The sequence below is a fragment of the Streptomyces griseomycini genome, from assembly GCF_014203535.1.
In the GTDB taxonomy this organism is placed as follows: Bacteria; Actinomycetota; Actinomycetes; order Streptomycetales; family Streptomycetaceae; genus Streptomyces; species Streptomyces griseomycini.
Map to the genome: position 1 here is coordinate 415,136 of NZ_JACHJI010000002.1, position 22,173 is coordinate 437,308.

The window sequence follows — 22,173 nt, forward strand, 5'->3', positions numbered from 1 at the left end:
GTGTCCTTACTGGAGTTCTGCCGGGGTTCTGCCGGAGTACTCGCCGCTGATCGCGTCCGCCGTGCGGCGCACCAGCGGGAGCAGGGTGAGGAGTTCGTCGGCGGTGACGACGACGTTCGGCGCGGAGACCGACATCGCGGCGACCACCCGGCCGTCGGCGCCCCGGACGGGGGCCGCGACGCAGTTGATGGACTCCTCGTGGCCGCCGAGGTCGGTGGCCCAGCCCTGTTCGCGCACCTTCTCCAGCTCGCGCAGGAACGCGGCCGGGCCCGGGGTCGAACGGGACGTGTACATGGGGTAGTCGAGCTTCTCCGCGAGGGCGCGGCGCTCGTGTTCGGGCAGGTCGGCCAGGAGCAGCTTGGCGACGGCGGCGACGGTGATGGCGACGGGCTTGCCGATCCGCGAGTACATGCGCACCGGGTAGCGGCTCTCCACCTTGTCGATGTAGAGGACCTCGTTCTCCTCGTACACGGCGAGGTGGACGGTGTGCCCGCACTGCTCGTTGAGGCGCACCAGGTGGGAGTGGGCGATCTCGCGGACGTCGAGGTTCTCCATCGCCTCCTGGGCGAGGGCGAAGAGGCGGGCGCCGAGCCGGTAGCGCTGGTCGGACTGGCGGTAGACCAGGCCGTGCTCGTGGAGGGTGCGGAGCAGGCGCAGGGCGGTGGACTTGTGCACGCCGAGGCGGTCGGCGACCTGCCCGAGGTCGGCGGGGCCCTCGGCGAGCAGCGGCAGGATGCTCAGGGCGCGGTCGACGGTCTGGCTCATGGGGTGCGTACCTCCTCCTCGGCCCGGTCCGCGGTGTCGGTCGCGGCTGTCCAACCGGGGCCGAGACGCAGTCTCCCCCACGCGGTGTCGTCCAGGGCGGCCAGCCGGTCGGCCAGCTCGCGGGCGGGGGGCTCGGCGAGGTCGCCGGGCACGGTGAGCGCGGCGGCGGCCATGAGGTGGCCGTGGCGCAGGCGGTCGCGCACGGGCAGTCCGCGCAGGGTGGCGGAGAGGAACCCGGCGGCGAAGGCGTCGCCCGCGCCGACCGCGGCGACGACGTCGACGCGCAGGGCGGGGACGAAGGTCGCGGTGCCGGTGGCGTCCTCGCACGGGAGGCCGTCGGTGTCCCTGTCGAAGGCGACCGCGCCGCCCCTGCCCTGCTTGACGACCACGATCTCCGGTTCGGGCAGCGCCTCCCGCACCCTGCGGGCGCCGTGCAGCCCCCACGCCGCGCGGGCCTCGTCGTCGCCGACGAAGACGATGTCCGCGCCGCGCGCCAGTTCCAGCAGCACCTCGGGACCACGGGGGTCGCGCCACAGGCCCGGACGGTGGTTGACGTCGAAGGAGACGAGCGGGCGGCCGGGGCGGGGCGCGGTGAGTTCCCGCATCAGGTCCAGGCAGCCCTCGGAGAGGGCCGCCGTGATGCCGGACAGGTGCAGGACGCGTCCGGCGCGCACCGCCTCCAGGTCGACGTCGGCCGTGGTCATCGCGGAGGCCGCGGAGCCCGCCCGGTAGTAGGCGACCTCGTGGGCGTCGGTGGCCCGGTCGCCGGCCGTGCGGAAGTAGACGCCGGTGGGCCGGTCGGGGTCGCGGCGGACGTACGACACGTCGACGCCGTGGCCGCCGATCGCCTCGACGAGGTGGTCGCCGAAGCCGTCGGCGCCGACCCTGCTGACCCAGCGCACCGCGTGGCCGGCCGCCGCCAGCACGCACGCGGTGTTGGACTCCGCACCGCCGATGCCGCGGTCGAAGGAGGGGACGTCGGCGAGGCGGCCCGGCCGGGAGGGCAGGAACGTCACCATGGACTCGCCGAGCGCGACGACGTCCACGACGCCGGGGGCGGTGCGGGATCCGGTGGCGGTCACGATGACGTGGCTCCTGGTCGGGGACGGGGGCGCGGTGTCCGTTGACCCCGCGTGGCCGAGATGTTAGACAGCGGTGAGCGATATACGCAACGAGTGTTGCAGTGCATGCAACACGCCTGATCAGGGAGGCTCTGATGGTCCTCGACCCCGGCTCCGACACTCTCGCGCGACTCACCGCGGAACGTGTCGACCACCGCTTCAAGGGTCTCCCGCCGGACGCCGAGGGGCTGACCGTCGGCGAGCTGGCCGCCCAGCGCCGCAACCTCTTCACCGACGGCTTCACCACCCCCGTGCTCGCGCTCTCCGCCGAGCGCCTGGAGCACAACCTGGGGCTGATGGAGACCTACGCCGCCCGGCACGGGCTCGCCTTCGCCCCGCACGGCAAGACCTCCATGGCCCCGCAGCTCTTCCACCGCCAGATCGAGCACGGGGCCTGGGGCATCACGCTCGCCGTTCCGCACCAGGTGCGGGTGGCGCGGGCGTTCGGGGTCCGGCGGGTCTTCCTCGCCAACGAGCTGGTGGACGCGGCGGCCCTGCGCTGGATCGCCGCCGAGCAGGACGCCGACCCGGACTTCCGCTTCGTCTGCTACGTCGACTCCGTGCGCGGGGTCGAGCTGATGGACGCGGCGCTGACCGGGACCGGGGCCGGGTCCTCCCGCCCGGTGGACGTGGTCGTGGAGCTGGCCGCCGGGGAGGGCGCCCGCACGGGCGTGCGGACCGAGGCGGAGTGCGCCGCCGTCGCCGACGCGGTGGCGGGTGCGCGCGGGCTGCGGCTGGTCGGGGTCGCCGGGTACGAGGGCGAGGTCCCGCAGGCGGATCCGGAGCGGGTGCGCGCCTGGCTGCGGCGGCTGGTGTCCCTGGCGGCCGGCTTCGACGAGGCGGGCCGGTTCGCGGGACTGGACGAGATCGTGGTGAGCGCGGGCGGCAGCGCCTGGTTCGACGCGGTGGCCGACGTCTTCGCCGGGATCCCCGAACTCTCCGCGCCGGTCCTGAAGCTGCTGCGCTCGGGCGCGTACGTCTCGCACGACGACGGCCACTACCGCAGGCTGACCCCCTTCAACCGGGTGCCGGAGGAGGGCGCGCTGGAACCGGCGTTCCGCCTGTGGACCCAGGTGGTGTCGCGCCCCTCCGCCGACCAGGCCTTCGTCAACGCCGGCAAGCGCGACGCCGCCCACGACCTCGACCTGCCGTTCGCCCAGGTGGTCCGCCGGGACGGTGCCGAGCGCCCGGCCACCGGGATCTCGGTGACCGCCCTGTCCGACCAGCACGCCTGGCTGCGCACCACCGGGGAGGCCGACCTGGAGGTCGGCGACTGGGTGGGGCTCGGGCTGTCCCACCCCTGCACGTCCTTCGACAAGTGGGTGCTCATCCCCGTGGCGGAGGCGGACGGCACGGTGGTCGACTACATCCGTACGTTCTTCTAGGAGGCGGCACATGGAAGAGCTCGTCATCCGGGACGCGGACGTCGTGGACGGCTCCGGCGACGACGCGTACCGCGCGGACGTGGTCGTGGACGGCGGCCGGATCGTCTCCATCGTGAAGGAGGCGGCCGCAGCGGGCTGCCAGCGCCCGAAGGCCCGCCGCGAGCTGGACGCCGAGGGACTGGTCCTGGCCCCCGGGTTCATCGACATGCACGCCCACAGCGACCTCGCCCTGCTGCGCGACCCCGACCACGCCGCCAAGGCCGCGCAGGGCGTCACGCTGGAGGTCCTGGGCCAGGACGGCCTGTCGTACGCGCCGGTCGACGACCGCACGCTCGGCGAGGTGCGCCGGGCGATCGCCGGCTGGAACGGTGCGGGCGACGACGTCGACTTCGACTGGCGGTCGGTGGGCGAGTACCTGGACCGGCTCGACCGGGGCATCGCGGTCAACGCGGCCTACCTGATCCCGCAGGGCACGGTCCGCGCGCTCGCCGTCGGCTGGGAGGACCGCGAGGCCACGCCGGACGAGCTGGACCGGATGCGGCGGCTGGTCGCGGAGGGCCTGGAGCAGGGCGCGGTCGGCATGTCGTCGGGGCTGACGTACACGCCCGGCATGTACGCCCCGCAGGCCGAACTCACCGAACTGTGCCGGGTGGTGGCCGAGTACGGCGGCTACTACTGCCCGCACCACCGCTCCTACGGCGCGGGCGCCCTGGAGGCGTACGCGGAGATGGTGGCGCTCACCCGGGAGGCCGGGTGCGCGCTGCACCTGGCGCACGCGACGATGAACTTCGGGGTGAACAGGGGTCGGGCGCCCGAACTGCTGGCGCTGCTGGACGAGGCGCTGGACACCGGCGCCGACATCAGCCTCGACACCTATCCCTACACCCCCGGCTGCACCACGCTGGTGGCGCTGCTGCCGAGCTGGGCGAGCGAGGGCGGGCCCGAGGAGACCCTGCGGCGGCTCGCGGACGAGGGGACCGCCGAGCGGATCCGGCACCACCTGGAGGCCATCGGCTCGGACGGCTGCCACGGGGTGCCCGTGGAGTGGGAGACCATCGAGATCTCGGGCGTCGGCGATCCCGCGCTGGGCGAGTACGTGGGCCGTACGGTCCTGGAGTCGGCGCGGGCGCGCGGCGAGTCGCCCTGGGGCGTCGCCCGGGAGCTGCTGCTGAAGGACCGGCTCGCCCCGACGATCCTCCAGCACGTCGGCCACGAGGAGAACGTGCGGGCGATCATGCGGCACCGGGTGCACACGGGCGGCTCGGACGGCATCCTCCAGGGCGCCAAGCCGCACCCGCGCGCGTACGGCACGTTCCCGCACTACCTCGGGCACTACGTCCGGGAGGCGGGGGTGCTGTCGCTGGAGGAGTGCGTGGCGCACCTGACCTCGCGGCCCGCCGCCCGGCTGCGGCTGCCGGACCGGGGGCTGGTCCGCGAGGGGTACAAGGCCGACCTGGTGCTGTTCGACCCCAGGACGGTGGCCGCGGGGTCGACCTTCGAACGGCCCCGGGCGCTCCCGACGGGCATCCCGTACGTGCTGGTCGACGGGCGGTTCGTGATCGAGGACGGGCGGCGCACGGACGTACTGGCGGGACGGGCGGTCCGCCGGACTCCCCGGTGACCGCCCGCCCGTCCGTCGTCACGGCTTGGGGACGGCGCAACCGCTCGCGTTCAGCTCGAGCCTGTTGTCCGCGCCGAAGCAGGCGGGGAACAGGTAAGTCTGCTGGGCGTAGTTGATGCCCTGACGGACCGTCACGGTGCCGTTCCGGTCGACCTCGCACGGGTTGTTGACCGTGCAGCGCTCGCCGTCCTCGTTGCCGGTGTTGTTGACGGCGACCACCTCGCCCGTGGCGCCGTCGACGACCGGCGAGCCGGAGGTGCCGCCGATGGTGTCGCACTCGGGGGTGTAACGGACCGAGTCCTTCCAGGTCCAGTCGCCCTCCTTCATCCGGTACACGAACCCGTCGACGGAGCAGTTGTAGATCCGCTTCCAGTAGCCGGAGACCACGCTGATGGCGGTTCCGGCCTGCGGGCGGGTGTCGGACAGGGTCAGCGCGTCGATGCCGTACGCGCTCTTGATCCGCGCGTACGTGGTGTTCAGCCGGTAGATCGCCGCGTCCGTGTCGGTCATGGTCGCGTACAGGAGCCGGTCGGCGCGCAGGGTGGCGACCCTGGCGCCGGAGGGGTTCAGCAGCCCGAAGGAGCGGCTGGACGCCCGGTCCACGAGGACCTGGCCGGGCGCGGGGAAGCCGCTCTCCAGGCAGTGGCCGTTGGTGAGCACGAGCGCCGGGTCGTCGGCCGCCGAGTCGGGCATGCGGACGACGGAACCGGAGCAGTTGCTGAGCGAGACGGTGCCGGCGAAGCCGACCGCGCCGGCCTTCGGCGCGGTGAGGCCGGACAGGGTGTCCGCCGCGGTGCCGACCACGCCGTCGACGACGTCCATCACCGTGGTCGGGCCCGCATCCGCGGTCGTGTCCGCGCCCGTGGAGGAAGGCGCGGCGGCGACCGCGGGAGCCGCGCCGGCCACGGCCATCGCCAGGGCGCACAGCGCGACGACGAGAGGTTTTCTCATGTGGGGGTCCCCTCATTGCGACGTCGGGCGACCGGGGACGCACGCGTCCGGGAATCCTCCGGCCACCCATAGGATTGTCATGTTCATTGTCATCGCGCGGGCGGCGGGGGACAAGGAGGTGTTTCCGGCCGGTGGTTCCCGGGACGGCACACGGCCCGCGCCCCGGCCGGCCGCGGCGACACCCGCATCAGGGTCGCCCACTCCCGTGGAGGCGGCGGGGACCGACGTGGGGAGGCTCGGTGCGAAGGTCATGAAGACACCGGCCGACGGCCCCGCCGCGAACCCGCGTCCGCCCGACCGGCCCTCCCTCCCCGGTCGGGCCGCGCCGGTCTTCACCCCCGGCCCGGACGACCGTCACCGTCGCCCGGGCCGCCGGAAGCGGTGGCGGAGGGGGACGGCGCCGGAGGGGCATCGGCGGTGGGGACGGCGGGCGCGGTGGAGGTGTCGGGCGGCGGAGCCGGCGGCGCGCCGCCGGCCTTCCGGTCACCGTCGGACGCGCTCGTGCTCGCGCTCGGGGAGGCCCGGCCGTCCGGCGGGCCGCCGGGGGCGGCCGGGCTCCCGGAGGGGGACGCGTCCGGTTCCGCGGACGTCCCGGGCTCCCCCGCCACCGGTCCCGTACGGGCGTCCTCGTTCCCGGCGCCGCCGGACGGCGAGCCCGAGAAGGCGAACCCGGCGATCAGCGCCGCCGCCGACACCGCGCCCATCGCCCCCGCGGCCATCGCCACCCGGAGCACGCGCCGGGGGCCGGCCTTACGGTGGGCGCGCCGGCCCGAGCCGCCGCGGCCGGAGCCGTCGGCGCCGGACCGGCCGGACGCACGCCCCGCTCCCCCGCCCGTCGCGGCCTCCGCCGCGATCGGCGGCAGCTCGCGCGTCTCGTCGTACGCGTTCTGCCAGCCGTGGGCGGTCGCCGGGTCGGCGTACCCGTCGTACGCCGGGGAGGGGGCGGTCTGCGGGAGGTACACGTTCGGCGGGTCCCGGGGCTCCCGCGCGTCGTGCCCCCCGTCGGCGTACCGAGGTGGCCTGGACATGGCGGCGCATTCCAGGGACCCGGAGGACCCGGGGACAGCGGGCGGACATAACCACCCGAACCGCCGCGTCTCACGTGGCGGAAAACACGGCACGAACGACCCTGCCCAGCTTTAAGCTCCCAGCATGCAGGTGATCCAGTCGACCAAGCTCGCCAACGTCTGTTACGAGATCCGGGGCCCGGTGCTCGAGGAGGCGATGCGGCTGGAAGCGGCCGGTCACCGCATCCTCAAGCTGAACACCGGCAACCCGGCCGCCTTCGGCTTCGAGTGCCCGCCCGAGATCCTGGAGGACATCCTCCGCAACGTCTCGACGGCCCACGGCTACGGCGACGCGAAGGGCCTGCTGGCCGCGCGCCGGGCCGTGGTCATGCACAACCAGACCCTCGGCATCGAGACCGACGTCGAGCACGTCTTCATCGGCAACGGCGTCTCCGAGCTGATCGTGATGGCGATGCAGGGGCTGCTGGACGACGGGGACGAGGTGCTGGTGCCCGCGCCCGACTACCCCCTGTGGACGGCCGCGGTCTCGCTCTCCGGCGGCACGGCGGTCCACTACCGCTGCGACGAGCAGTCCGACTGGATGCCCGACCTCGCCGACGTGGAGCGCAAGGTCACCGACCGCACCAAGGCGATCGTCATCATCAACCCGAACAACCCGACCGGCGCGGTCTACGACGAGGCGGTCGTCAAGGGCCTGACGGACATCGCCCGCCGCCACAACCTGCTGGTCTGCTCGGACGAGATCTACGACAAGATCCTCTACGACGACGCGAAGCACGTCCCGACCGCCTCCGTCGCCCCCGACCTGCTCACCCTCACCTTCAACGGCATGTCGAAGGCGTACCGGGTGGCCGGCTACCGGGTGGGCTGGATGTCGATCTCCGGGCCGCGCGCGCACGCCGACTCCTACATCGAGGGCCTGACGGTCCTGGCGAACATGCGCCTGTGCGCGAACATGCCGGGCCAGCACGGCGTGGTCGCCGCGCTCAGCGGCCGCCAGACGATCAACGACCTGGTGCTGCCGGGCGGCCGGCTGCGCGAGCAGCGGGACGTGGCGTACGAACTGCTGACCCAGATCCCGGGCGTGAGCTGCGTGAAGCCGAAGGGGGCGCTGTACCTCTTCCCGCGCCTCGACCCCGAGGTCTTCAAGATCAAGGACGACCGGCGGATGGTCCTCGACCTGCTGCGCCGCGAGAAGATCATGGTCGTGCAGGGCACCGGCTTCAACTGGCCGGAACCGGACCACTTCCGGGTGGTGACCCTGCCCTCGGTCACCGACCTGCGGGACGCGGTGGGCCGGATCGGCCGCTTCCTCGACGGCTACAGCCAGCCCTGAAGCAGTTTTGTGGACGACTCAACTTTAGACGAGATCTAAGCTAGGATGGTTTCCTGTCAGCACCCAGGAGGCCATCCATGTACGAACCGATCCGCTCCAAGTCGGTCCACAGCACGATGGCCGGCACCCCCCACGACTTTCCCCACCGCTCCCGCGAGGAGGAGCTGGACATCCAGCTCGCGGGGCACCTCGCCGCACTGCTCGCCGTCACCGACGAGCTGCGTGCGGCGGCCCCCTCGGCCGACCTGGACGCCGCGGCCGAGCGGATAGCCGAGCAGGTCACCCGCCTGCGGGGAGGGCGGGTGCCGGCCCGGGCGTCGGCGACCACCGGCCGCGAGCCGAACGCGACGGCCCTGCACCGGCGTGCGCACGCCCTCGCGGGCCGCGCCCTGGTCGTCGCCGCCTCGCGCGCCGACACGGCGGTGGCGATCCTCGCCGCCGAACGGATGGACGCGCACACCGCGGCCCTGCAGCCGCGCGCGCTCGCGTCCCGCTGAGCCCTCACCGGGCTCTCCCAGGACGGCCCCGGTCCGCGCGCACCCGCAGCGACGCGCGGACCGGGCGCCACGCACCGCACCGCCGACGGGGCACCCCGGGCAGCACGCCCGGGGTGCCCCGTCGCCGTTTCCCGCGCGGTCAGCGCGTGACGTGGACCGTCGCCGATGCCGTGGACCCCTCGTGCAGGTCGTCGCCGGGCCAGCTGACCGTGTAGGTCGTCTCCCGCCGGGTGCGCGGCATGTCGTCGAGGGTGAAGGTGCCGTCGGCGGCGACCGTCACCGACGACAGCGTGCCGGTGCCGAGCCGGTCGGTGCGCTCCACCTTCAGCGTGGCCCGCTCGGGCAGCGCCTTGCCCTGCGCGGTGAACGTCCCGGTGATGCGGACGCCGGTGCTCATCGACGCCTCCGCCGGAGCGGTGAGCGCGATCGAGCTGGCCGCCTTGCCGACGGACACGGTGTGGGTGACGTCGGTGGCCGGACGGTGGGTCAGGTCACCGAGGAAGGACACCGTGTACGTGGCCTCGCCGACCAGGTCCGGCTCGTCGAGGACGGTGAAGGTGCCGTCCGCCTTGACGGTCGCGGTGCCGAGCTCGTGCGTGCCGTTCGCGTCCGTACGGGTCGCCGTGACCTTCGGCGGCTCGGCGGGGGCCGGGCCGTCGAACTCCAGCTTGCCGCGCACCGCCAGCGCCTCGCCCGCCACGGCCTGAGCCGGGCTGTGGGCCAGCCCGCCGGTGAAGCGGCTGTCGTACTGGGCGGCCGGGGGCTGGATGACGTGCAGCCAGTACTGGTTGCCGGCGGTGTTGGTGGTGACCGCGAACAACCGGGAGCCGTCGGCGGACCACTCCAGCCCGCGCGGCGCCACCCGGTCGCCGTCGAGACTGCCCTCGAAGGCGAACTCCAGCGGCGCGGTCGCGTCCCCCGGGTCGGCGGGCGAGAGCAGCAGGTCGGGCGTCGCACCGGAGGCCGAGGCACCGCGCGCCAGGTACTTCCCGTCCCCGCTGAAGGCGACGGCGGAGGCGGAGGCGCCGGACGGCAGCGCCGGGTAGCCGGTGCCGGCGTCGGACAGATCGGTGGTGTTCAGCAGCCGGGTGCCGGCGGAGGCGTCGGCGACGGCGACCTTGCCCCCGTCCGGGGAGAACGCCATGTCCTTGAGGTTCAGGGCGCCCTTGCCGTCGGCGTCGGCGAAGCGGCGGCCGGCGGTGCGCACCAGGGTGCTTCCGCTCGCGTCGTACACCGCCAGGAACGGGTCGGCGGCCTTGGCGTTCAGCGGCTGGCCCATCAGCAGCCGGTCCCCGGGGCCCGCCTCCAGCTGGAGCCTGCCGTGGTCCTGCCAGCCGGTGCGCTGCCAGGTGTTGTCGGAGTGGTAGGAGTCCAGGTACGTGAGCGCCGTGTCGCACTCCGAGGTGGAGTACGCGTACGGCGTGGTGTGGTACACCGTGCCGCCCGCGAAGGCCAGGCTGCGCCCGCAGGTGTCCGTGCCCGACAGCGGCGTGTTGAACTGCTGGTAGGTGGTGGTGTCGTACCGCAGGACCCCGTCGCGGCCACCGGCGTAGAGCATGCTGCCGTCGGCGTTCAGCGCGAGCCCGGAGATGTGGCGCTGGGTGGTGAGGGTGGTGACGCGCTCACCGGAGAAGTCGTAGACGGCGATGAGTCCGCTGTTGTAGGAGCTGCCCAGGTTGCTGTCGGCGACGTACACGCGCTGGTGCGCGGAGTCGACCGCCAGCGCCGAGAACGAGGAGATCGGCAGCTTGGCCACGAGGTCGGAGGCCGCCGCGTGCGCGGCGGGCGCGGCGGCGAGGGTGAGGCCGCCGCCGGTGAGCGCGGCGGCGAGCAACGTGGCCGCGAGACGTCTGGACCGTCGCACTGCGTTCCGTCGCACTGCGTTCCGTCGTGCTGTATTCAACTGTGCCCCCCACAGGCTGTGTTGGCGACCCGTGCGAAACGGCCGCCCCCGCCTCCAGGGACAGGAACAGCCGTTCGGGTCGTGCAAGGTCAGTGAGCGTACACCGACGCGCCCGCCGTGCGGCGGATCTCCGGCAGTGCCGAGTAGAGCGTCGCGCCCGGGCACAGCGTGGCGTAGCCGTCGCGGTGGCCGGAGACGGTGTTCAGCGTGGCCTGCTCACCGGTCCTGTAGACACCGGTGTCGCCCGCGGCGGTGAGCGTCACCTTCGCCTCCGGGTCGACGCCGTGCAGGCCGAGCTTCCAGGCGGAGAGGTCGGCGATCGCCTGCTGGGCCGCGGCGGTCGGGGTGCCGCCGTTCTCGTAGTCGCCGAGGAGCGAGATGCCGGACGAGTAGCCGTTGAAGCCGTACGTGTGGGCACCGCGGACGGGCTTGTCGACGCCGCCCGCGCGGCCCTCGAAGACCGTGCCGCACTTGTCGACGAAGAAGTTGTAGCCGAGGTCGCTCCAGCCGTTGGTCTCCACGTGGTACGTGAGGATCGCCCGGACGACGGCCGGCGACTCGGCGCAGTCGTAGTCGTTGGTGCCGGCCGTGTGGTGGACGAAGACCGCGTCGACCTTGTCCAGGTAGGAGGGCGGGTCGGTGACGAGCGACTCGTCCGCGCCCCAGTCGGCGCGGCTGACGATCGCCGGAGCGGCGGGGGCGGCCGGTGACGTGGACCCGGTCGGTTCCGGCCGGGTGCTAGACGGAAGAGCTCCTCCGCCAGGGGCTGCGTGTTCTCGACGCTCGCTCCCTGGAGTTCCTCCGCCTGCACCCACCTGGCGACGACCCCGGGGACTTCGGAGTCGGGTACTCCGGCCAGCGTGTCCCGTACCAGGAACGGGAGTTCCGACACCCACGGTCCCGTCGCCCACGGGTCGTCGTCCGTCTCGGGGCCCTCCGCACCCGGTGCCGGGGAGATCGGCCACACGGTCGTCCCGTCCACCAGGTCCACTCGCCACTCGGTCCGGTGGATGGCAGCGATCAGCTGCCCCAGGACCACGGCCGGATCCACGCCCTTGGCGTCGACTCCCTCGAACGGAGGGGGTTCCGCGAAGAGCGGGGATCCGCCGTCCGTGCCCTCCAGCGACTGCACCACCGCCGCGGCGTTCGGTGCGCGGAAGTAGTCGGTCAGAACACCCATCGCTCATCTCCAGGTCTCCGTGTGTCAGTGGCCGGTCCTAGGATCGCGGCGCCTTCAGTGACCGAACGAGCGGAGAGCGCCGTTGTCCTCGATACATGACTTCGCGACCTGGGAGCCGCTGCTGCGGCTGGTGCGGGATGCCCACACGGAGCAGCTTGCCGCGCCGGGTGGTCACTTCATGGGCCAGATCGGTCTGGGCAGTTGGACCCTGCCCGCGCCGCAGCCGCGCACGGAGCCGGGGCGAGCCTTGCTGGTGGCGGACATGCAGGACCAGTTCACCGCCGTGGAACGCGTCCAGACCGCCCTCAGGGCCGACGGCGCGAGCGGCGTGTCGTACATGGTGGAGACGGCGCCGGACGGGACGTTGCTGCTCCATGTCGTCGAGCCGGGCCCCGCCGTGGAGCACGGCGTCGTCAGTCCCTTTCTGGGAGCCCTGCTCCTGGTCGAGGGCGCCGTTCCCGAGCCCTGGCGGCGTCTGCCCGAGGCGGTGCCGGGCGCGGTGCCGGCTCCGTCGGCGGACCCGGCGCTGCTGGAGCGGACCCTTCGCGAGCGGCTTCCCGACGCCATCGGTGCCACCGAGGAGGAGATCGCCCAGGCGGAGGCACGTCTCGGTGTCGTGCTGCCCGACGAGCTCAAGGCCCTCTACCGGGTGACCCGGGCGCAGTGGAAGGACTGGGGCGGCGATTACGAGGCGGCGCAGCGGGTCAGCGATGCGGTCGGCTGTGAGCTCTTCCCCCTGGACGGGCTCTACGTCGCGGACGCCCGGTCCCGTCCCTGCCCTTGGCAGTTCGCCGCCGACGACGCCGCCGTCACCGCGCCGGACGCCGCCGTGCAGGGACTCGTCGGGTCGCCCGGCTGGATCGCCTTCGGCGACAACGGCGGCGGCGACCGGCTGGCCATCGACCTGACTCCGGGCCCGGCCGGACACACCGGGCAGGTCATCGTGATCGACCACGAACGGACCATCGGCGCCGGACTGCGCGCCGAATCCCTCACCGACATGGTGATCAACCGCCCCAACGGCTGGCACCTGGACCGTGACACGGACGGCCCGCCGGTGGTGGCCCGGGTGGGCACCCACCTCCCGGGCGGTGTGGAGGAGGCCGCACGTCCCGAGCTGGAGGTGCTCCGCATCGGCCGGCGGGAGGGCGAGCCGGTCAGCCTCGCCCCGGTCGTCGGGCTTCCCCGCCTGCGGACCCTCACCGCCGACGCGGGCACGCTCGCCGATCCCCTGGAGATCGCCGGGCTGACGGGGCTGGAGTACCTGAGCCTCGGCCCCGAGGACTGGCGCGTCCTGCTCGACGCCGGTGCCGTCCCCCGGAGCCTGTCGGCGGCCCACATCGAGGTGCGGGGCAAACCGCACCCGCTGCCGATCCTCGACCTCGCCAACGAACTCCTCGCCCTGTGGGACCGCCCCCTCATCAGCCGGACCGTCCTCGAAGCCCGACTGGACACCGACCGGTGAGCGAGGACTGGGCGGTGCCGCCCCAGTACGGGATCGAGGTCGGTACCGAGCCCCTGGACCGGCCGGCCCGCAACTCGGTGGGCGGGTGGCCCTACTTCGACGACGGCCAGGAGTGGCCGCGGTGCTTCTGCGGCGAACGTATGGCGCTGTTCTTCCAGCTGGACCTTCCGGACGACGTCGAGTTCTTCGGCGGAGAACACCTGTCGGTCTTCCACTGCGCCCACCACAACGACGCGTCCGACCCGATCACGGCCGGCGGCCGCCTCGTGCCCCGGTTCTGGGAGGCTCCGCAGCCGCCGTTCCCGGGCTCGTTCTGGCGGGTGCTGCTCCAGCGTGACCCGGGGATACCGGAAGCGGAGCCCGAACCGGCCGTACGCGCCCTGCCCCTGACCCTGCGGCCCTTCAAGGACACGTACTTCAAGGTGGGTGGTACGGCGGCCTGGGCGCAGGAGCCCGAGTACTACCGGTGCGCGTGCGGCGCGGAGATGGCGTTCGTCTGCCAGGTTCCGGAGAACTGGGGTTTCGGCGTCCGCCCCGGGGCTCCGGTGCAGCCCTACAGCATCTCGGACGACGCCTACATGCTGTTCCTCGGCAACGAGGTCTATCTGCTGGCCTGCCCGAAGCGCTGCGACCCGGCGGCCGTCCTTCCGGTGAACCAGCACTGACGGCACGCGGTCGGGCTGCTCACACCTGGGAGGTCTCCAGCTCCATGGAAACCGCGACAAGCCGGTCGCTGAAAGAGCCGGCGGCGCTGTCGCCCGTCGTCCCGGCGCGGTACGCACGGACCGCCGGGTCGGCGAGCGTGAGAGTCAGCACCGGGCAGTCCGCGACGTCATTGGTGTGCTCGGGCGAGCACTTGATGACGTCGGCCAGGTCGTGGCCGGGACACACGGCCCCGGCGGGCAACTCCACGTCCAGGAGCAGCTCCTTGCCCGGCTCCACACGGAAACTGCCGGACGCCGGGACCTCCACGGGCTTGCTCATGTAACCGCTCTCCACGACAGTCGCGGTGAGACCGCGGGCGGAAGCGCGGACACCCTCACCGTGGGGGCCGTAGAGATCGAGCGTGACCCGACCTTTGGCCAGCGGTGCGTCGAGCACCAGAGGACGGTCGCCCGTTCGGATGGCCGCATGGACGGTGAAGCTGGGTTCGCCCGGCATCTTCGACCCCGGATCGTAGAAGCCCCAGCTCGTGAACACCAGACTCGGGGCCTTGCTCTGCTCGCCCTTCCCCCGTGGTGCCGGCCGCGGCCACTCGCCCACCCCGCACTTCGACAGCTGGGCCGTGCCGCCGGCGGGGAGCGGACTGTCCCGCAATGGCTCGGTGGCCTGCCAATCCGCGGATGCGCGCGGCTCGGACGTCGTAGCGGAATACGTCAGCACCAACACACCCACGACGGGCACGGCGAGGACCAACCAGGAACGCAGGGAAACGCGGAACACTCAGCCACGTCCTCGCGCTCGGCCGACCGCCCCGGCACCGTCACCAGGACGTCCGCGGTCGTCGGCCCGGGGGAACACTTCCATGACGCTCATGATTCTTTCTGCGCACTCGACGGCAAGAACGTCACTGAAGGGCCCGCCGGCCCCGGACTACTCGAGGGACGTGACGAACGACGTCCAGGCCGGGGCCGTGATGGTGAGGACCGGGCCGCGGGCCTGGGCGAGCCCGCGTCCTGGGTGGACGGGATCGTCGCCGTCACCGGATGGGAGAGGACGGAGGTGCGCACGGTCGACTGGGCGGCGGTGGAGGCCCGGCTCGGGACCCCGCTGCCCGGCGACTACAAACGGCTCGTCGAGATCTTCGGCGGCGACGGCGCCTTCGACGGCTATCTGCAACTCCATGTTCCCGACGCGCATGACAAGAGCATGGACGTCGTCCGGCACACCGAGTGGCTCGGCGAATGGGCCCGTACGCGCGGCAGCCGCCTCTGGAACCCGTACCCGGTGTACCCGGCCCCCGGCGGGGTGCTGCAGTGGGCGAGCACCGAGCAGGCGGACGGGTTCTACTGGCTCACCGGGGACCCCGACCCGGACAAGTGGCCCGTGCTGGCGAAGGAGGACATACCCGACTCCTGGGTCCGGTTCGACGGCACGACCGCCGAATTCGTCCACCGCGTGCTCACCGACGCCGACCACCCGTTCTCGACCGCCCGCTGGTTCGACGTCCACTGGTTCCAGAGCTATGAGGGGGAATGTCCGCCGGGGTGATCGGGGGACGGGCGCTGTTGTACAGTCCGCGCCCCGTCCCGACGTAAGGAAAAGCCTCATGCGCACGCTGTCCGGACGCACCGCCGTGCTCGCCCTCCCCCTCGCCCTCGCACTGGCCGCGTGCGGCGCGGAGACGGAGGAGCCGACCCGGGCGGAGAGCCCGCAGGCGGCTGCGCCGGAGCCGGCGAAGCAGCCCGCGGAGCCCGAGACCGCGGAGGACTTCCTCGACCTCGCCGAGCAGGCGATGGCCGAGGAGCCCGCCTGGGGTTTCTCGGTGAAGGGCGAGGAAGGGCTGACGCTCCAGGGGCAGAAGAGCGCCGCGACCTACGAGGGCACCGTCCGGCGCGCCGTCGGGCGGACGGCGCTGCACGCGCAGGGCGTCAGCACCGGCAGCAAGGGCACGAAGAAGACCGAGGAGCTCTACGTCGTCGACGGCGCGGGCTACCTGAAGGAGGGCACGGCCGGCTGGAAGGCCCTGTCGCCCGCCGGCCCCGGGATGCGGAACAAGGTCGAGGACCCGATCGCGGTCGTCGAGGAGTTCCGCGGCTACGCGCGGGCCGCCGGCGGCGAGGTGGAGGTGACCGAGGCGGACGGCGGCGGCACGATCGAGCTCCGCGTCACCAGCGGCGAGCGGAAACTGAGCGCCGTGCGGGACCGGGCGTGGGCGAAGAAGGCGAAGCGCGAGTTCGACCCGACGGCCGGGCAGCTCCGCGAGGCGGGCGTCCCGGTGGAGGACGCGCAGATGACGCTCTCCGGCCTGGAGGAGGTGCTGGTCCTGGACGCGACGTCGTACCGGATCAGGAGCCACCGTTTCGAGTTCGGCTTCCTGATTCCGTACAACGGCCAGGACATCGCCTTCGAGCAGCGGGTCACCGAGGAGAACCAGGGCCCGTACCGGGGGCGGATCGAACTCCCGGCGGGCGTGGCCGGGTGACCGTCGCGGCGCTTCGCCCTCCCCCGGCCCGGAGTGGCTCGTTCCCGTTGCATACCGGTATCGCGCGGACACCCCCCGTTCACCCGGAACGGCCAGGAATGTCTGATTCCGGGAGCACGCTCCTCGCGTGAGACGTATCGCAGGCATCGTCCTCGCGGTCCTGCTGATCGGTGGCGTGGTGGCCGCCGTGGTCGCGGGCCGGGACAGCGAGGAGACGGGCACGGCAACGAAGACCGTGCGCATGGTCATCGGATCGGAGAAGGCGGAGTTCTTCGCGGATCCGGACGTGGTGAAGGCCCTCGCCGCCAAGGGCTACACCGTCGAGGCCGAGACCTCCGGGTCCTGGGCCATGGAGGGGCTGGACCTCGAGGGGTACGACCTCGCCTTCCCGTCCAGCCGGGCGCCCGCCGCCGAACTGGCCGCCCGGTACGAGGTCCGAGGGACGCTCCCCCGCCCGTTCTACTCGCCCCTCGTCGTCGTGGCCCGCCGCGGGGCCGCCGACGTGCTCGCCAGGAACAGGCTCGTCACGCTCGACGGGAGGAGCCGGGGCACGCTGAGGATGGCCGCGTATCTCGACGCGGCCGAGCGCGACCGCACCTGGCAGCAGCTCGAGGGCGCCGAGAAGTACGGGGAGCTGACCGGCACCCTCTCCATCTCCAGCACCGACCCGGAGAGCTCCAACTCCGGCGCCCTCTACCTGGCCGCCGCCTCCTACGTCGCGAACGGCGGCAAGGTGGTCGCGAGCGACGCCGAGGTGGAGCGCACCGCTCCCCTGCTGCGCAAGCTGGTCAGCGTCCAGGGCGCCCAGCAGAGCAGCACGGACGCGGTCTTCCGGGACTTCGTCAGCGGCGCCGGCAACCCGCTCGTCCTCGTCTACGAGTCCCAGGTGGCCGCCCTCCTCGACGAGCGGCCCGACGCGGGGGACCTCGTCGTCCTCTACCCGGACACCACGGTCAACAGCGACCACACCGTCGTGCCGCTCACCGGGATCGGCGAGGAGCTGGCCGGACTCCTCGGCGCCGACCCGCGGTTGCGCGAGCTGGCCGCCCGGCACGGCTTCCGGCCACAGGGCGACCTCGCCGAGTTCGCCGAGGCCACCGCGGACCGCACCGCCTACCTCAAGCAGCGACTGACCGGCGTCCGCCAGGCGCCCGTGCCCACCTCCACGGTGCTGCGCGAACTGGCGCGACGGGCGCACGGATAAGGGGGACGACACCACGTGAGCACCACCGACAGCGACTTCACCCTCACACCGCCCGAGCCCGTCGCCCCCGTGCCGCGGGAGAAGGCCGGCGGACTGGTCCCGGTCGACGACGGCGTCCGCGCCGACATGGCGGCCAAGGCCGCCGCGTACGTCGAGGGCCTGGCCGCGCTGGACGCCCGCTCGCCCGAGTTCGCGGGCAAGGTCGGCGAGATCACCGCGCTGGGCGCCGGCGAGATGCGGACCGCGACCGCGCAGTCCAACCGCATGCTGGAGCGCACGGTGCGCAGCCTGCCGGACAAGGGCGGGGACGCCCAGTCCAAGGTCGCCGGGTCGCTCGTCGAGCTGCGGCGCGTGGTCGAGGACCTGGACCCGCGGGACCTGCCCGCACACAAGGGCCGCAAGCTCCTCTCCCGGCTGCCCGGCGGCAACAGGCTGCGCGACCACGTCGCCAAGTACGCCTCCGCGCAGGGCACCCTGAACCGGATCGTGGGCGCCCTGAGGGGCGGCCAGGACGAACTGCGCCGGGACAACGCCGCGTTGCAGACCGAGCGGGTCCGCCTGTGGGAGACCATGGGCAAGCTCCAGGAGTACGTCGTCCTGACCGAGGCCCTGGACACGGCCGTCGAGCAGCACATCGCCAAGGTGGAGGCCACCGGTCCGGCGCAGGCCGACTCGCTGCGCGCCGACGTCCTCTTCCCGGTCCGGCAGAAGCACCAGGACCTGCTCACCCAGCTCGCGGTGTGCGCGCAGGGCTACCTCGCCATGGACGTCGTACGCCGCAACAACGACGAGCTGATCAAGGGTGTGGACCGGGCGGCCACGACGACCGTGTCGGCGCTGCGGATCTCCGTGGTGCTGGCCTCGGCGCTGGAGAACCAGAAGAAGGTGGTCGAGCAGGTCAACGCCCTGCGCGGCACCACCGAGGACCTGATCCGGGGCAACGCGGAGATGCTGGCGACGCAGAGCGGGGAGATCCAGCGCATCGCCGCCGACCCGGCCGTCGGGGCCGAGACGCTGCGGACCGCCTTCCAGCAGATCTACCGCACCCTCGACGCCATCGACACCTACAAGGTCCAGGCGACCGAGGTGATGGCGGCGACGGTGGAGAACCTGACCTCCGAACTCCGGCAGGCGAACACGTACCTGGAGCGCAGCCGGGCCCGGGGCGCGCTGGAAGGTGGCCTCGGATGAGAGGGCCCCGGACGAGGAGGACACCGGCCGCCCTGCTCGCCGTCGCCGCCCTGCTGACCGCGTGCACGGCCGCCCGGGAGGAGGGGAAGGACCCGGACGCTCCCGCGCCGGGCACCCTCCGCGTCCTGGCCTCCAGCGAACTCAGCGACATGGCACCGGTCCTGGAGCAGGTGGAGAAGGACACCGGCGTCACCCTCCGGCCGACCTACACCGGCACTCTCGACGCCGTGAAGATGCTGGCCACGGGGAAGACGGACGGCAGGTACGACGCCGTGTGGCTGTCGTCCAACGACTACCTGCGGCTGCGCCCGGAGGCCGCGGAGAAGGTCGTCTCGGAGACGCCCGTCATGTCCAGCCCGGTCGCCATCGGCGTCAAACCGACCGTCGTCGAGGGACTGGGCTGGAAGCCGGCGGAGGTCACCTGGTCCCAGGTCGAGCGGGCCGTCCGGGACGGGAGGCTCACCTACGGCATGACCGACCCGGCCCGCTCCCACTCCGGTTTCTCCACGCTGGTCTCGGTCGCCTCGGCGCTCTCCGGGGCCCAGTCCGCGCTCACCGACGCGGACGTGACGAAGGCGCGCCCGCGGCTGAAGGAGTTCTTCCGGGGACAGAAGCTGACCTCGGGTTCGTCGGGCTGGCTGGCGAGCGCGTACGCCCGCCGCGGCGACGTCGACGCGCTCCTCAACTACGAGTCGGTGCTGGAGGGCTTCAAGAACCTGACCGTGATCCGCCCGAAGGACGGTGTCGTCACCGCCGACTACCCGCTCTCCTCCCTCGCCGCCACCGACGTGGCCACCCGCGAGGACGTGCGCCGGGTGGCCGAGGCGCTGCGCACGGACGCCGTCCAGCGGCTGATCACCGACCACACGCGCCGCCGCCCGGTCGTCGCCTCCGTGCCGCCGGCGGCCGGCCTGGACACCGGCCGCCGGCGCGAACTGCCCTTCCCCGGCAGCCGCTCCGTCGCCGACGGCCTGCTCGACGCCTACGAGAACGAGCTGCGCCGTCCCTCGCGGACGGTGTACGTCCTCGACACCTCCGGCTCGATGGAGGGCGAACGGCTCAGCCGTCTGAAGACGGCCCTCACCAACCTCACGGGCGACTTCCGCGACCGCGAGGAGGTCACCCTGATGCCGTTCGGGTCGCGGGTGAAGAGCGTGCGCACCCACGTCGTCGACCCCGCCGACCCGGAGCGGGGGCTCGCGGCGATCCGCCGGGACACCGGGGAACTGCGGGCCGAGGGCGAGACCGCGATCTACACGTCCCTGCGGAAGGCCTACGACCGTCTCGGCGCCGACGAGGACGCGTTCACCTCGATCGTGCTGATGACGGACGGCGAGAACACCGCGGGCGCCGAGGCCGCCGACTTCGACGCCTTCCACCGGGGACTGTCCGACGACCGGCGGGACATCCCCGTCTTCACCGTCCTGTTCGGCGACTCCGACCGCGCGGAGCTGGAGCACATCGCCGAGCTGACCGGCGGCCAGCTGTTCGACGGGCAGGGTTCGCTCGACGGCGCCTTCGAGGAGATCCGTGGCTATCAGTAGGGCGATGGCGTACCTGGAGTCCCGCAAGAACCTCGCCGGGAGCGCGGGCGGGCTGGCGGGGCTGGTGCTGACGTTCACGGGCGTGGCCGGTCCGTACTGGCCGGTCGTGGTGGCCGGACTGTACGGGGCGGGCGCGCTGATCGCCCCGCCGGAGCGGCCGGCGGTGCCGGACTTCCCGGACCCGTCCGCCCAGCTCGACGAGGTGCGGGCCGACTTCGACCGGCTCCGGGGGTATCTGGCGGACGCCGACCTGCCGCCCGCCGCGGCCGGTGCGCTCGACGGCCTGACGGAGCTGCTGGTCGCGCTGCTCGATCCCGGGTGGAGCGGTGAGCTGCTCGCCCAGGACCCGGAGGGCGTGCACGTGCTGTCCCGGACGGTGCGCCGGGACCTCCCGGAGGCCGTCGACAGCTACGTACGGACCCGGTGGTGGACCCGGATGACGCCCGGGGGCGAGTCGCCCGAGCGTCATCTGGTGCGGCAGCTCGGTCTCCTGCGGGCGGAGGCCGAGCGGCTCGCACAGACCCTGCGCGAGACGGAGGCCCGCCGCCAGGAGTCGCACACCCGCTACCTGGAGGACCGGGGCCCGGCCGGGAACGGCGGCATCACCGCCTGACGTGCACCCGGCCCGCACCGGCACCGCGGACGCCTCGTGCGGACCGCTCCTCGCAGGCGGCGCCGGGCACGGCTCAGTACGGCTCGACCAGGACGTGCGCGGCGCCCGGGACGCCGGTCTTCAGCAGCTCGTCCTCCTCGGCGGTCGTCCTGCCGCCCGTCTCCTGCTTGAGCACCGCGCGCGACAGGGCCTGCACCCACAGGGCGCGGGGCCGGCGCCGCTCCTCCCAGGCCGCGAGCGCCGCGGGCACGTCGGCCGTCGCGTCCAGCGACTCGGCGAGCACGATCGCGTCCTCGACGGCCATCGCCGCGCCCTGCGCCAGCTGCGGGGCGCTCGCGTGGGCCGCGTCCCCGGCCAGCGCCACACGGCCCACGTGCCACGGCGCGTCCACCGTCACCTGGGAGATCCGCGAGTACACGACGTCAGCGGGGTCCGTGACGGTGGCGAGCGCCTCGGCGACCGGTCCGGAGAACATCGTCAGCCGCTCGGCGAGCTGCTCGTGGGCGCGCTCCGGGTCCGGCCTGAAGTCCTCGGCCTCGGCGAACACCGCGCCCAGGTACATCGTCCCGTCCGTGATGGGGGTGAGCAGCGCCTTCGCCTCGTGCCCGGCGGTGCTCATCACCACGCCCCGCACGTCGGGCAGGCGCGGGACCGTGACCCGCCAGTTGGCGAAGCCGGTGTACTCGGGGGCGTACCGGTCGCCGTACAGCCGGGTGCGCAACGGGGAGCCGATGCCGTCGAAGCCGACGACCAGGTCCCAGCGGCCGGACGAGCCGTCCGAGAGGGTGACGTCGACGCCGGAGCCGTCGTCGGTGAGGTCGGTGACGGTGGCGGAGAACCGGATCTTCGCGCCCGCCGTCACCGCGGCGGTGCCGAGCACCCGCGCGAGAGCGGGGCGGGGGATGCCGTTGCCGGGGGGAAGGTCGCCCATCCGGGGCTGCGGTATCCGGGCCAGGGGGGTGCCCGCCGGGTCGGCGACGGTGAGGATCTCCCACTCGAAGCCGGCCGCGAGGCAGTCCTCGAGGACGCCGATCTCCCGCATGACGTGCAGCGCGTTGGACGGCTGGATGATGCCCACGCCCAGCGCCTCCAGCTCCCCGCGGAGTTCGGCGACCTCGACGGTGTGACCGCGCCGGGCCAGGGCCGTGGCGAGGGTGAGCCCGCCGATGCCGCCGCCGTGGACGAGTACGCGCAGAGGTGAGGCCATGTCGGTTCCTCCGGGGA

20 protein-coding genes are annotated in these 22,173 nt (G+C 73.1%); 12 read left to right on the forward strand and 8 right to left on the reverse strand.

What is annotated here, in order from left to right; all coding sequences use genetic code 11:
• Positions 1-6: 6 nt before the first annotated feature.
• Positions 7-765 carry an IclR family transcriptional regulator gene (locus FHS37_RS06450; protein ID WP_184818068.1) on the reverse strand — a complete coding sequence of 253 codons (759 nt, stop codon included), beginning with the start codon at positions 763-765 and terminating at the stop codon, positions 7-9.
• Positions 762-1,847, reverse strand: coding sequence for a sugar kinase (locus FHS37_RS06455; protein WP_184818069.1), 1,086 nt, complete (start codon positions 1,845-1,847; stop codon positions 762-764). The genes FHS37_RS06450 and FHS37_RS06455 overlap by 4 nt, the downstream gene beginning before the upstream one ends.
• 134 nt (positions 1,848-1,981) lie before the next feature.
• Here FHS37_RS06455 and FHS37_RS06460 point away from each other — a divergent pair, with 134 nt between their 5' ends.
• The gene (locus FHS37_RS06460) at positions 1,982-3,271 is read left to right on the forward strand and encodes an amino acid deaminase (RefSeq protein WP_184818070.1); all 1,290 of its coding nucleotides are present in this window, start codon (positions 1,982-1,984) and stop codon (positions 3,269-3,271) included.
• A gap of 10 nt (positions 3,272-3,281) precedes the next feature.
• Positions 3,282-4,892, forward strand: a complete 1,611-nt coding sequence (locus tag FHS37_RS06465) for an N-acyl-D-amino-acid deacylase family protein (RefSeq protein ID WP_184818071.1) — start codon at positions 3,282-3,284, stop codon at positions 4,890-4,892.
• An 18-nt stretch (positions 4,893-4,910) separates the two neighbouring features.
• Here the strand turns inward: FHS37_RS06465 and FHS37_RS06470 are convergent, their stop codons facing one another.
• Positions 4,911-5,843, reverse strand: coding sequence for a S1 family peptidase (locus FHS37_RS06470; RefSeq protein WP_184818072.1), 933 nt, complete (start codon positions 5,841-5,843; stop codon positions 4,911-4,913).
• Between the two features lie 332 nt (positions 5,844-6,175).
• Positions 6,176-6,871, reverse strand: coding sequence for a hypothetical protein (locus tag FHS37_RS06475; RefSeq protein WP_221499405.1), 696 nt, complete (start codon positions 6,869-6,871; stop codon positions 6,176-6,178).
• Positions 6,872-6,995: 124 nt separating this feature from the next.
• On the opposite strand from FHS37_RS06475, the gene FHS37_RS06480 reads away from it, so the two are divergent.
• Both FHS37_RS06480 and FHS37_RS06485 read left to right on the forward strand, forming a co-directional pair.
• Entirely contained in the window at positions 6,996-8,207 is a 1,212-nt protein-coding gene (locus tag FHS37_RS06480; RefSeq protein WP_184818073.1) for a pyridoxal phosphate-dependent aminotransferase, read from the forward strand.
• 77 nt (positions 8,208-8,284) lie between these two features.
• Positions 8,285-8,704 carry an SCO4983 family protein gene (locus FHS37_RS06485; RefSeq protein ID WP_184818074.1) on the forward strand — a complete coding sequence of 140 codons (420 nt, stop codon included), beginning with the start codon at positions 8,285-8,287 and terminating at the stop codon, positions 8,702-8,704.
• A gap of 139 nt (positions 8,705-8,843) precedes the next feature.
• On the opposite strand, the gene FHS37_RS06490 is transcribed toward FHS37_RS06485, so the two are convergent.
• Positions 8,844-10,568, reverse strand: a complete 1,725-nt coding sequence (locus FHS37_RS06490) for a WD40 repeat domain-containing protein (protein ID WP_184818075.1) — start codon at positions 10,566-10,568, stop codon at positions 8,844-8,846.
• 128 nt (positions 10,569-10,696) lie between these two features.
• Positions 10,697-11,422, reverse strand: a complete 726-nt coding sequence (locus FHS37_RS39130; protein ID WP_229889993.1) for a peptidoglycan recognition protein family protein — start codon at positions 11,420-11,422, stop codon at positions 10,697-10,699.
• Positions 11,423-11,869: 447 nt separating this feature from the next.
• Between FHS37_RS39130 and FHS37_RS06500 the strand changes: the two genes are divergently transcribed.
• Both FHS37_RS06500 and FHS37_RS06505 read left to right on the forward strand, forming a co-directional pair.
• Entirely contained in the window at positions 11,870-13,252 is a 1,383-nt protein-coding gene (locus FHS37_RS06500; protein WP_184818076.1) for an SMI1/KNR4 family protein, read from the forward strand.
• Positions 13,249-13,917, forward strand: a complete 669-nt coding sequence (locus FHS37_RS06505; protein ID WP_184818077.1) for a hypothetical protein — start codon at positions 13,249-13,251, stop codon at positions 13,915-13,917. Before FHS37_RS06500 ends, FHS37_RS06505 begins: the two co-directional genes overlap by 4 nt.
• A gap of 19 nt (positions 13,918-13,936) precedes the next feature.
• Here FHS37_RS06505 and FHS37_RS06510 read toward each other — a convergent pair whose 3' ends face one another.
• A complete protein-coding gene (locus FHS37_RS06510; protein WP_184818866.1) occupies positions 13,937-14,695 on the reverse strand; it encodes a hypothetical protein in 759 nt (252 codons plus the stop codon).
• Positions 14,696-14,932: 237 nt separating this feature from the next.
• On the opposite strand from FHS37_RS06510, the gene FHS37_RS06515 reads away from it, so the two are divergent.
• From FHS37_RS06515 to FHS37_RS06540, 6 genes are all read left to right on the forward strand, one after another.
• Positions 14,933-15,463 (forward strand): SMI1/KNR4 family protein, encoded by a 531-nt coding sequence (locus tag FHS37_RS06515; protein WP_229889992.1) that lies wholly within the window; start codon positions 14,933-14,935, stop codon positions 15,461-15,463.
• A 58-nt stretch (positions 15,464-15,521) separates the two neighbouring features.
• The gene (locus FHS37_RS06520; protein ID WP_184818078.1) at positions 15,522-16,397 is read left to right on the forward strand and encodes a hypothetical protein; all 876 of its coding nucleotides are present in this window, start codon (positions 15,522-15,524) and stop codon (positions 16,395-16,397) included.
• Between the two features lie 127 nt (positions 16,398-16,524).
• Positions 16,525-17,601 carry a substrate-binding domain-containing protein gene (locus tag FHS37_RS06525; RefSeq protein WP_184818079.1) on the forward strand — a complete coding sequence of 359 codons (1,077 nt, stop codon included), beginning with the start codon at positions 16,525-16,527 and terminating at the stop codon, positions 17,599-17,601.
• A gap of 15 nt (positions 17,602-17,616) precedes the next feature.
• Positions 17,617-18,792 carry a toxic anion resistance protein gene (locus FHS37_RS06530; RefSeq protein WP_184818080.1) on the forward strand — a complete coding sequence of 392 codons (1,176 nt, stop codon included), beginning with the start codon at positions 17,617-17,619 and terminating at the stop codon, positions 18,790-18,792.
• Positions 18,789-20,336 carry a substrate-binding and vWA domain-containing protein gene (locus FHS37_RS06535; protein WP_184818081.1) on the forward strand — a complete coding sequence of 516 codons (1,548 nt, stop codon included), beginning with the start codon at positions 18,789-18,791 and terminating at the stop codon, positions 20,334-20,336. Before FHS37_RS06530 ends, FHS37_RS06535 begins: the two co-directional genes overlap by 4 nt.
• A gap of 4 nt (positions 20,337-20,340) precedes the next feature.
• The gene (locus FHS37_RS06540) at positions 20,341-20,949 is read left to right on the forward strand and encodes a hypothetical protein (RefSeq protein WP_184818781.1); all 609 of its coding nucleotides are present in this window, start codon (positions 20,341-20,343) and stop codon (positions 20,947-20,949) included.
• A gap of 73 nt (positions 20,950-21,022) precedes the next feature.
• Here FHS37_RS06540 and FHS37_RS06545 read toward each other — a convergent pair whose 3' ends face one another.
• The gene (locus tag FHS37_RS06545) at positions 21,023-22,156 is read right to left on the reverse strand and encodes an FAD-dependent monooxygenase (protein WP_184818082.1); all 1,134 of its coding nucleotides are present in this window, start codon (positions 22,154-22,156) and stop codon (positions 21,023-21,025) included.
• Positions 22,157-22,173 lie beyond the last annotated feature (17 nt).

Coding starts and splice junctions, on each gene's coding strand:
- FHS37_RS06465 (WP_184818071.1), top strand. CDS start 3,282: ATGGAAGAGCTCGTCATCCGGGACGCGGACGTCGTGGACGGCTCCGGC.
- FHS37_RS06520 (WP_184818078.1), top strand. CDS start 15,522: ATGCGCACGCTGTCCGGACGCACCGCCGTGCTCGCCCTCCCCCTCGCC.
- FHS37_RS06475 (WP_221499405.1), bottom strand. CDS start 6,871: ATGTCCAGGCCACCTCGGTACGCCGACGGGGGGCACGACGCGCGGGAG.
- FHS37_RS06545 (WP_184818082.1), bottom strand. CDS start 22,156: ATGGCCTCACCTCTGCGCGTACTCGTCCACGGCGGCGGCATCGGCGGG.
- FHS37_RS06460 (WP_184818070.1), top strand. CDS start 1,982: ATGGTCCTCGACCCCGGCTCCGACACTCTCGCGCGACTCACCGCGGAA.
- FHS37_RS06540 (WP_184818781.1), top strand. CDS start 20,341: ATGGCGTACCTGGAGTCCCGCAAGAACCTCGCCGGGAGCGCGGGCGGG.
- FHS37_RS06470 (WP_184818072.1), bottom strand. CDS start 5,843: ATGAGAAAACCTCTCGTCGTCGCGCTGTGCGCCCTGGCGATGGCCGTG.
- FHS37_RS06480 (WP_184818073.1), top strand. CDS start 6,996: ATGCAGGTGATCCAGTCGACCAAGCTCGCCAACGTCTGTTACGAGATC.
- FHS37_RS06450 (WP_184818068.1), bottom strand. CDS start 765: ATGAGCCAGACCGTCGACCGCGCCCTGAGCATCCTGCCGCTGCTCGCC.
- FHS37_RS06485 (WP_184818074.1), top strand. CDS start 8,285: ATGTACGAACCGATCCGCTCCAAGTCGGTCCACAGCACGATGGCCGGC.
- FHS37_RS06535 (WP_184818081.1), top strand. CDS start 18,789: ATGAGAGGGCCCCGGACGAGGAGGACACCGGCCGCCCTGCTCGCCGTC.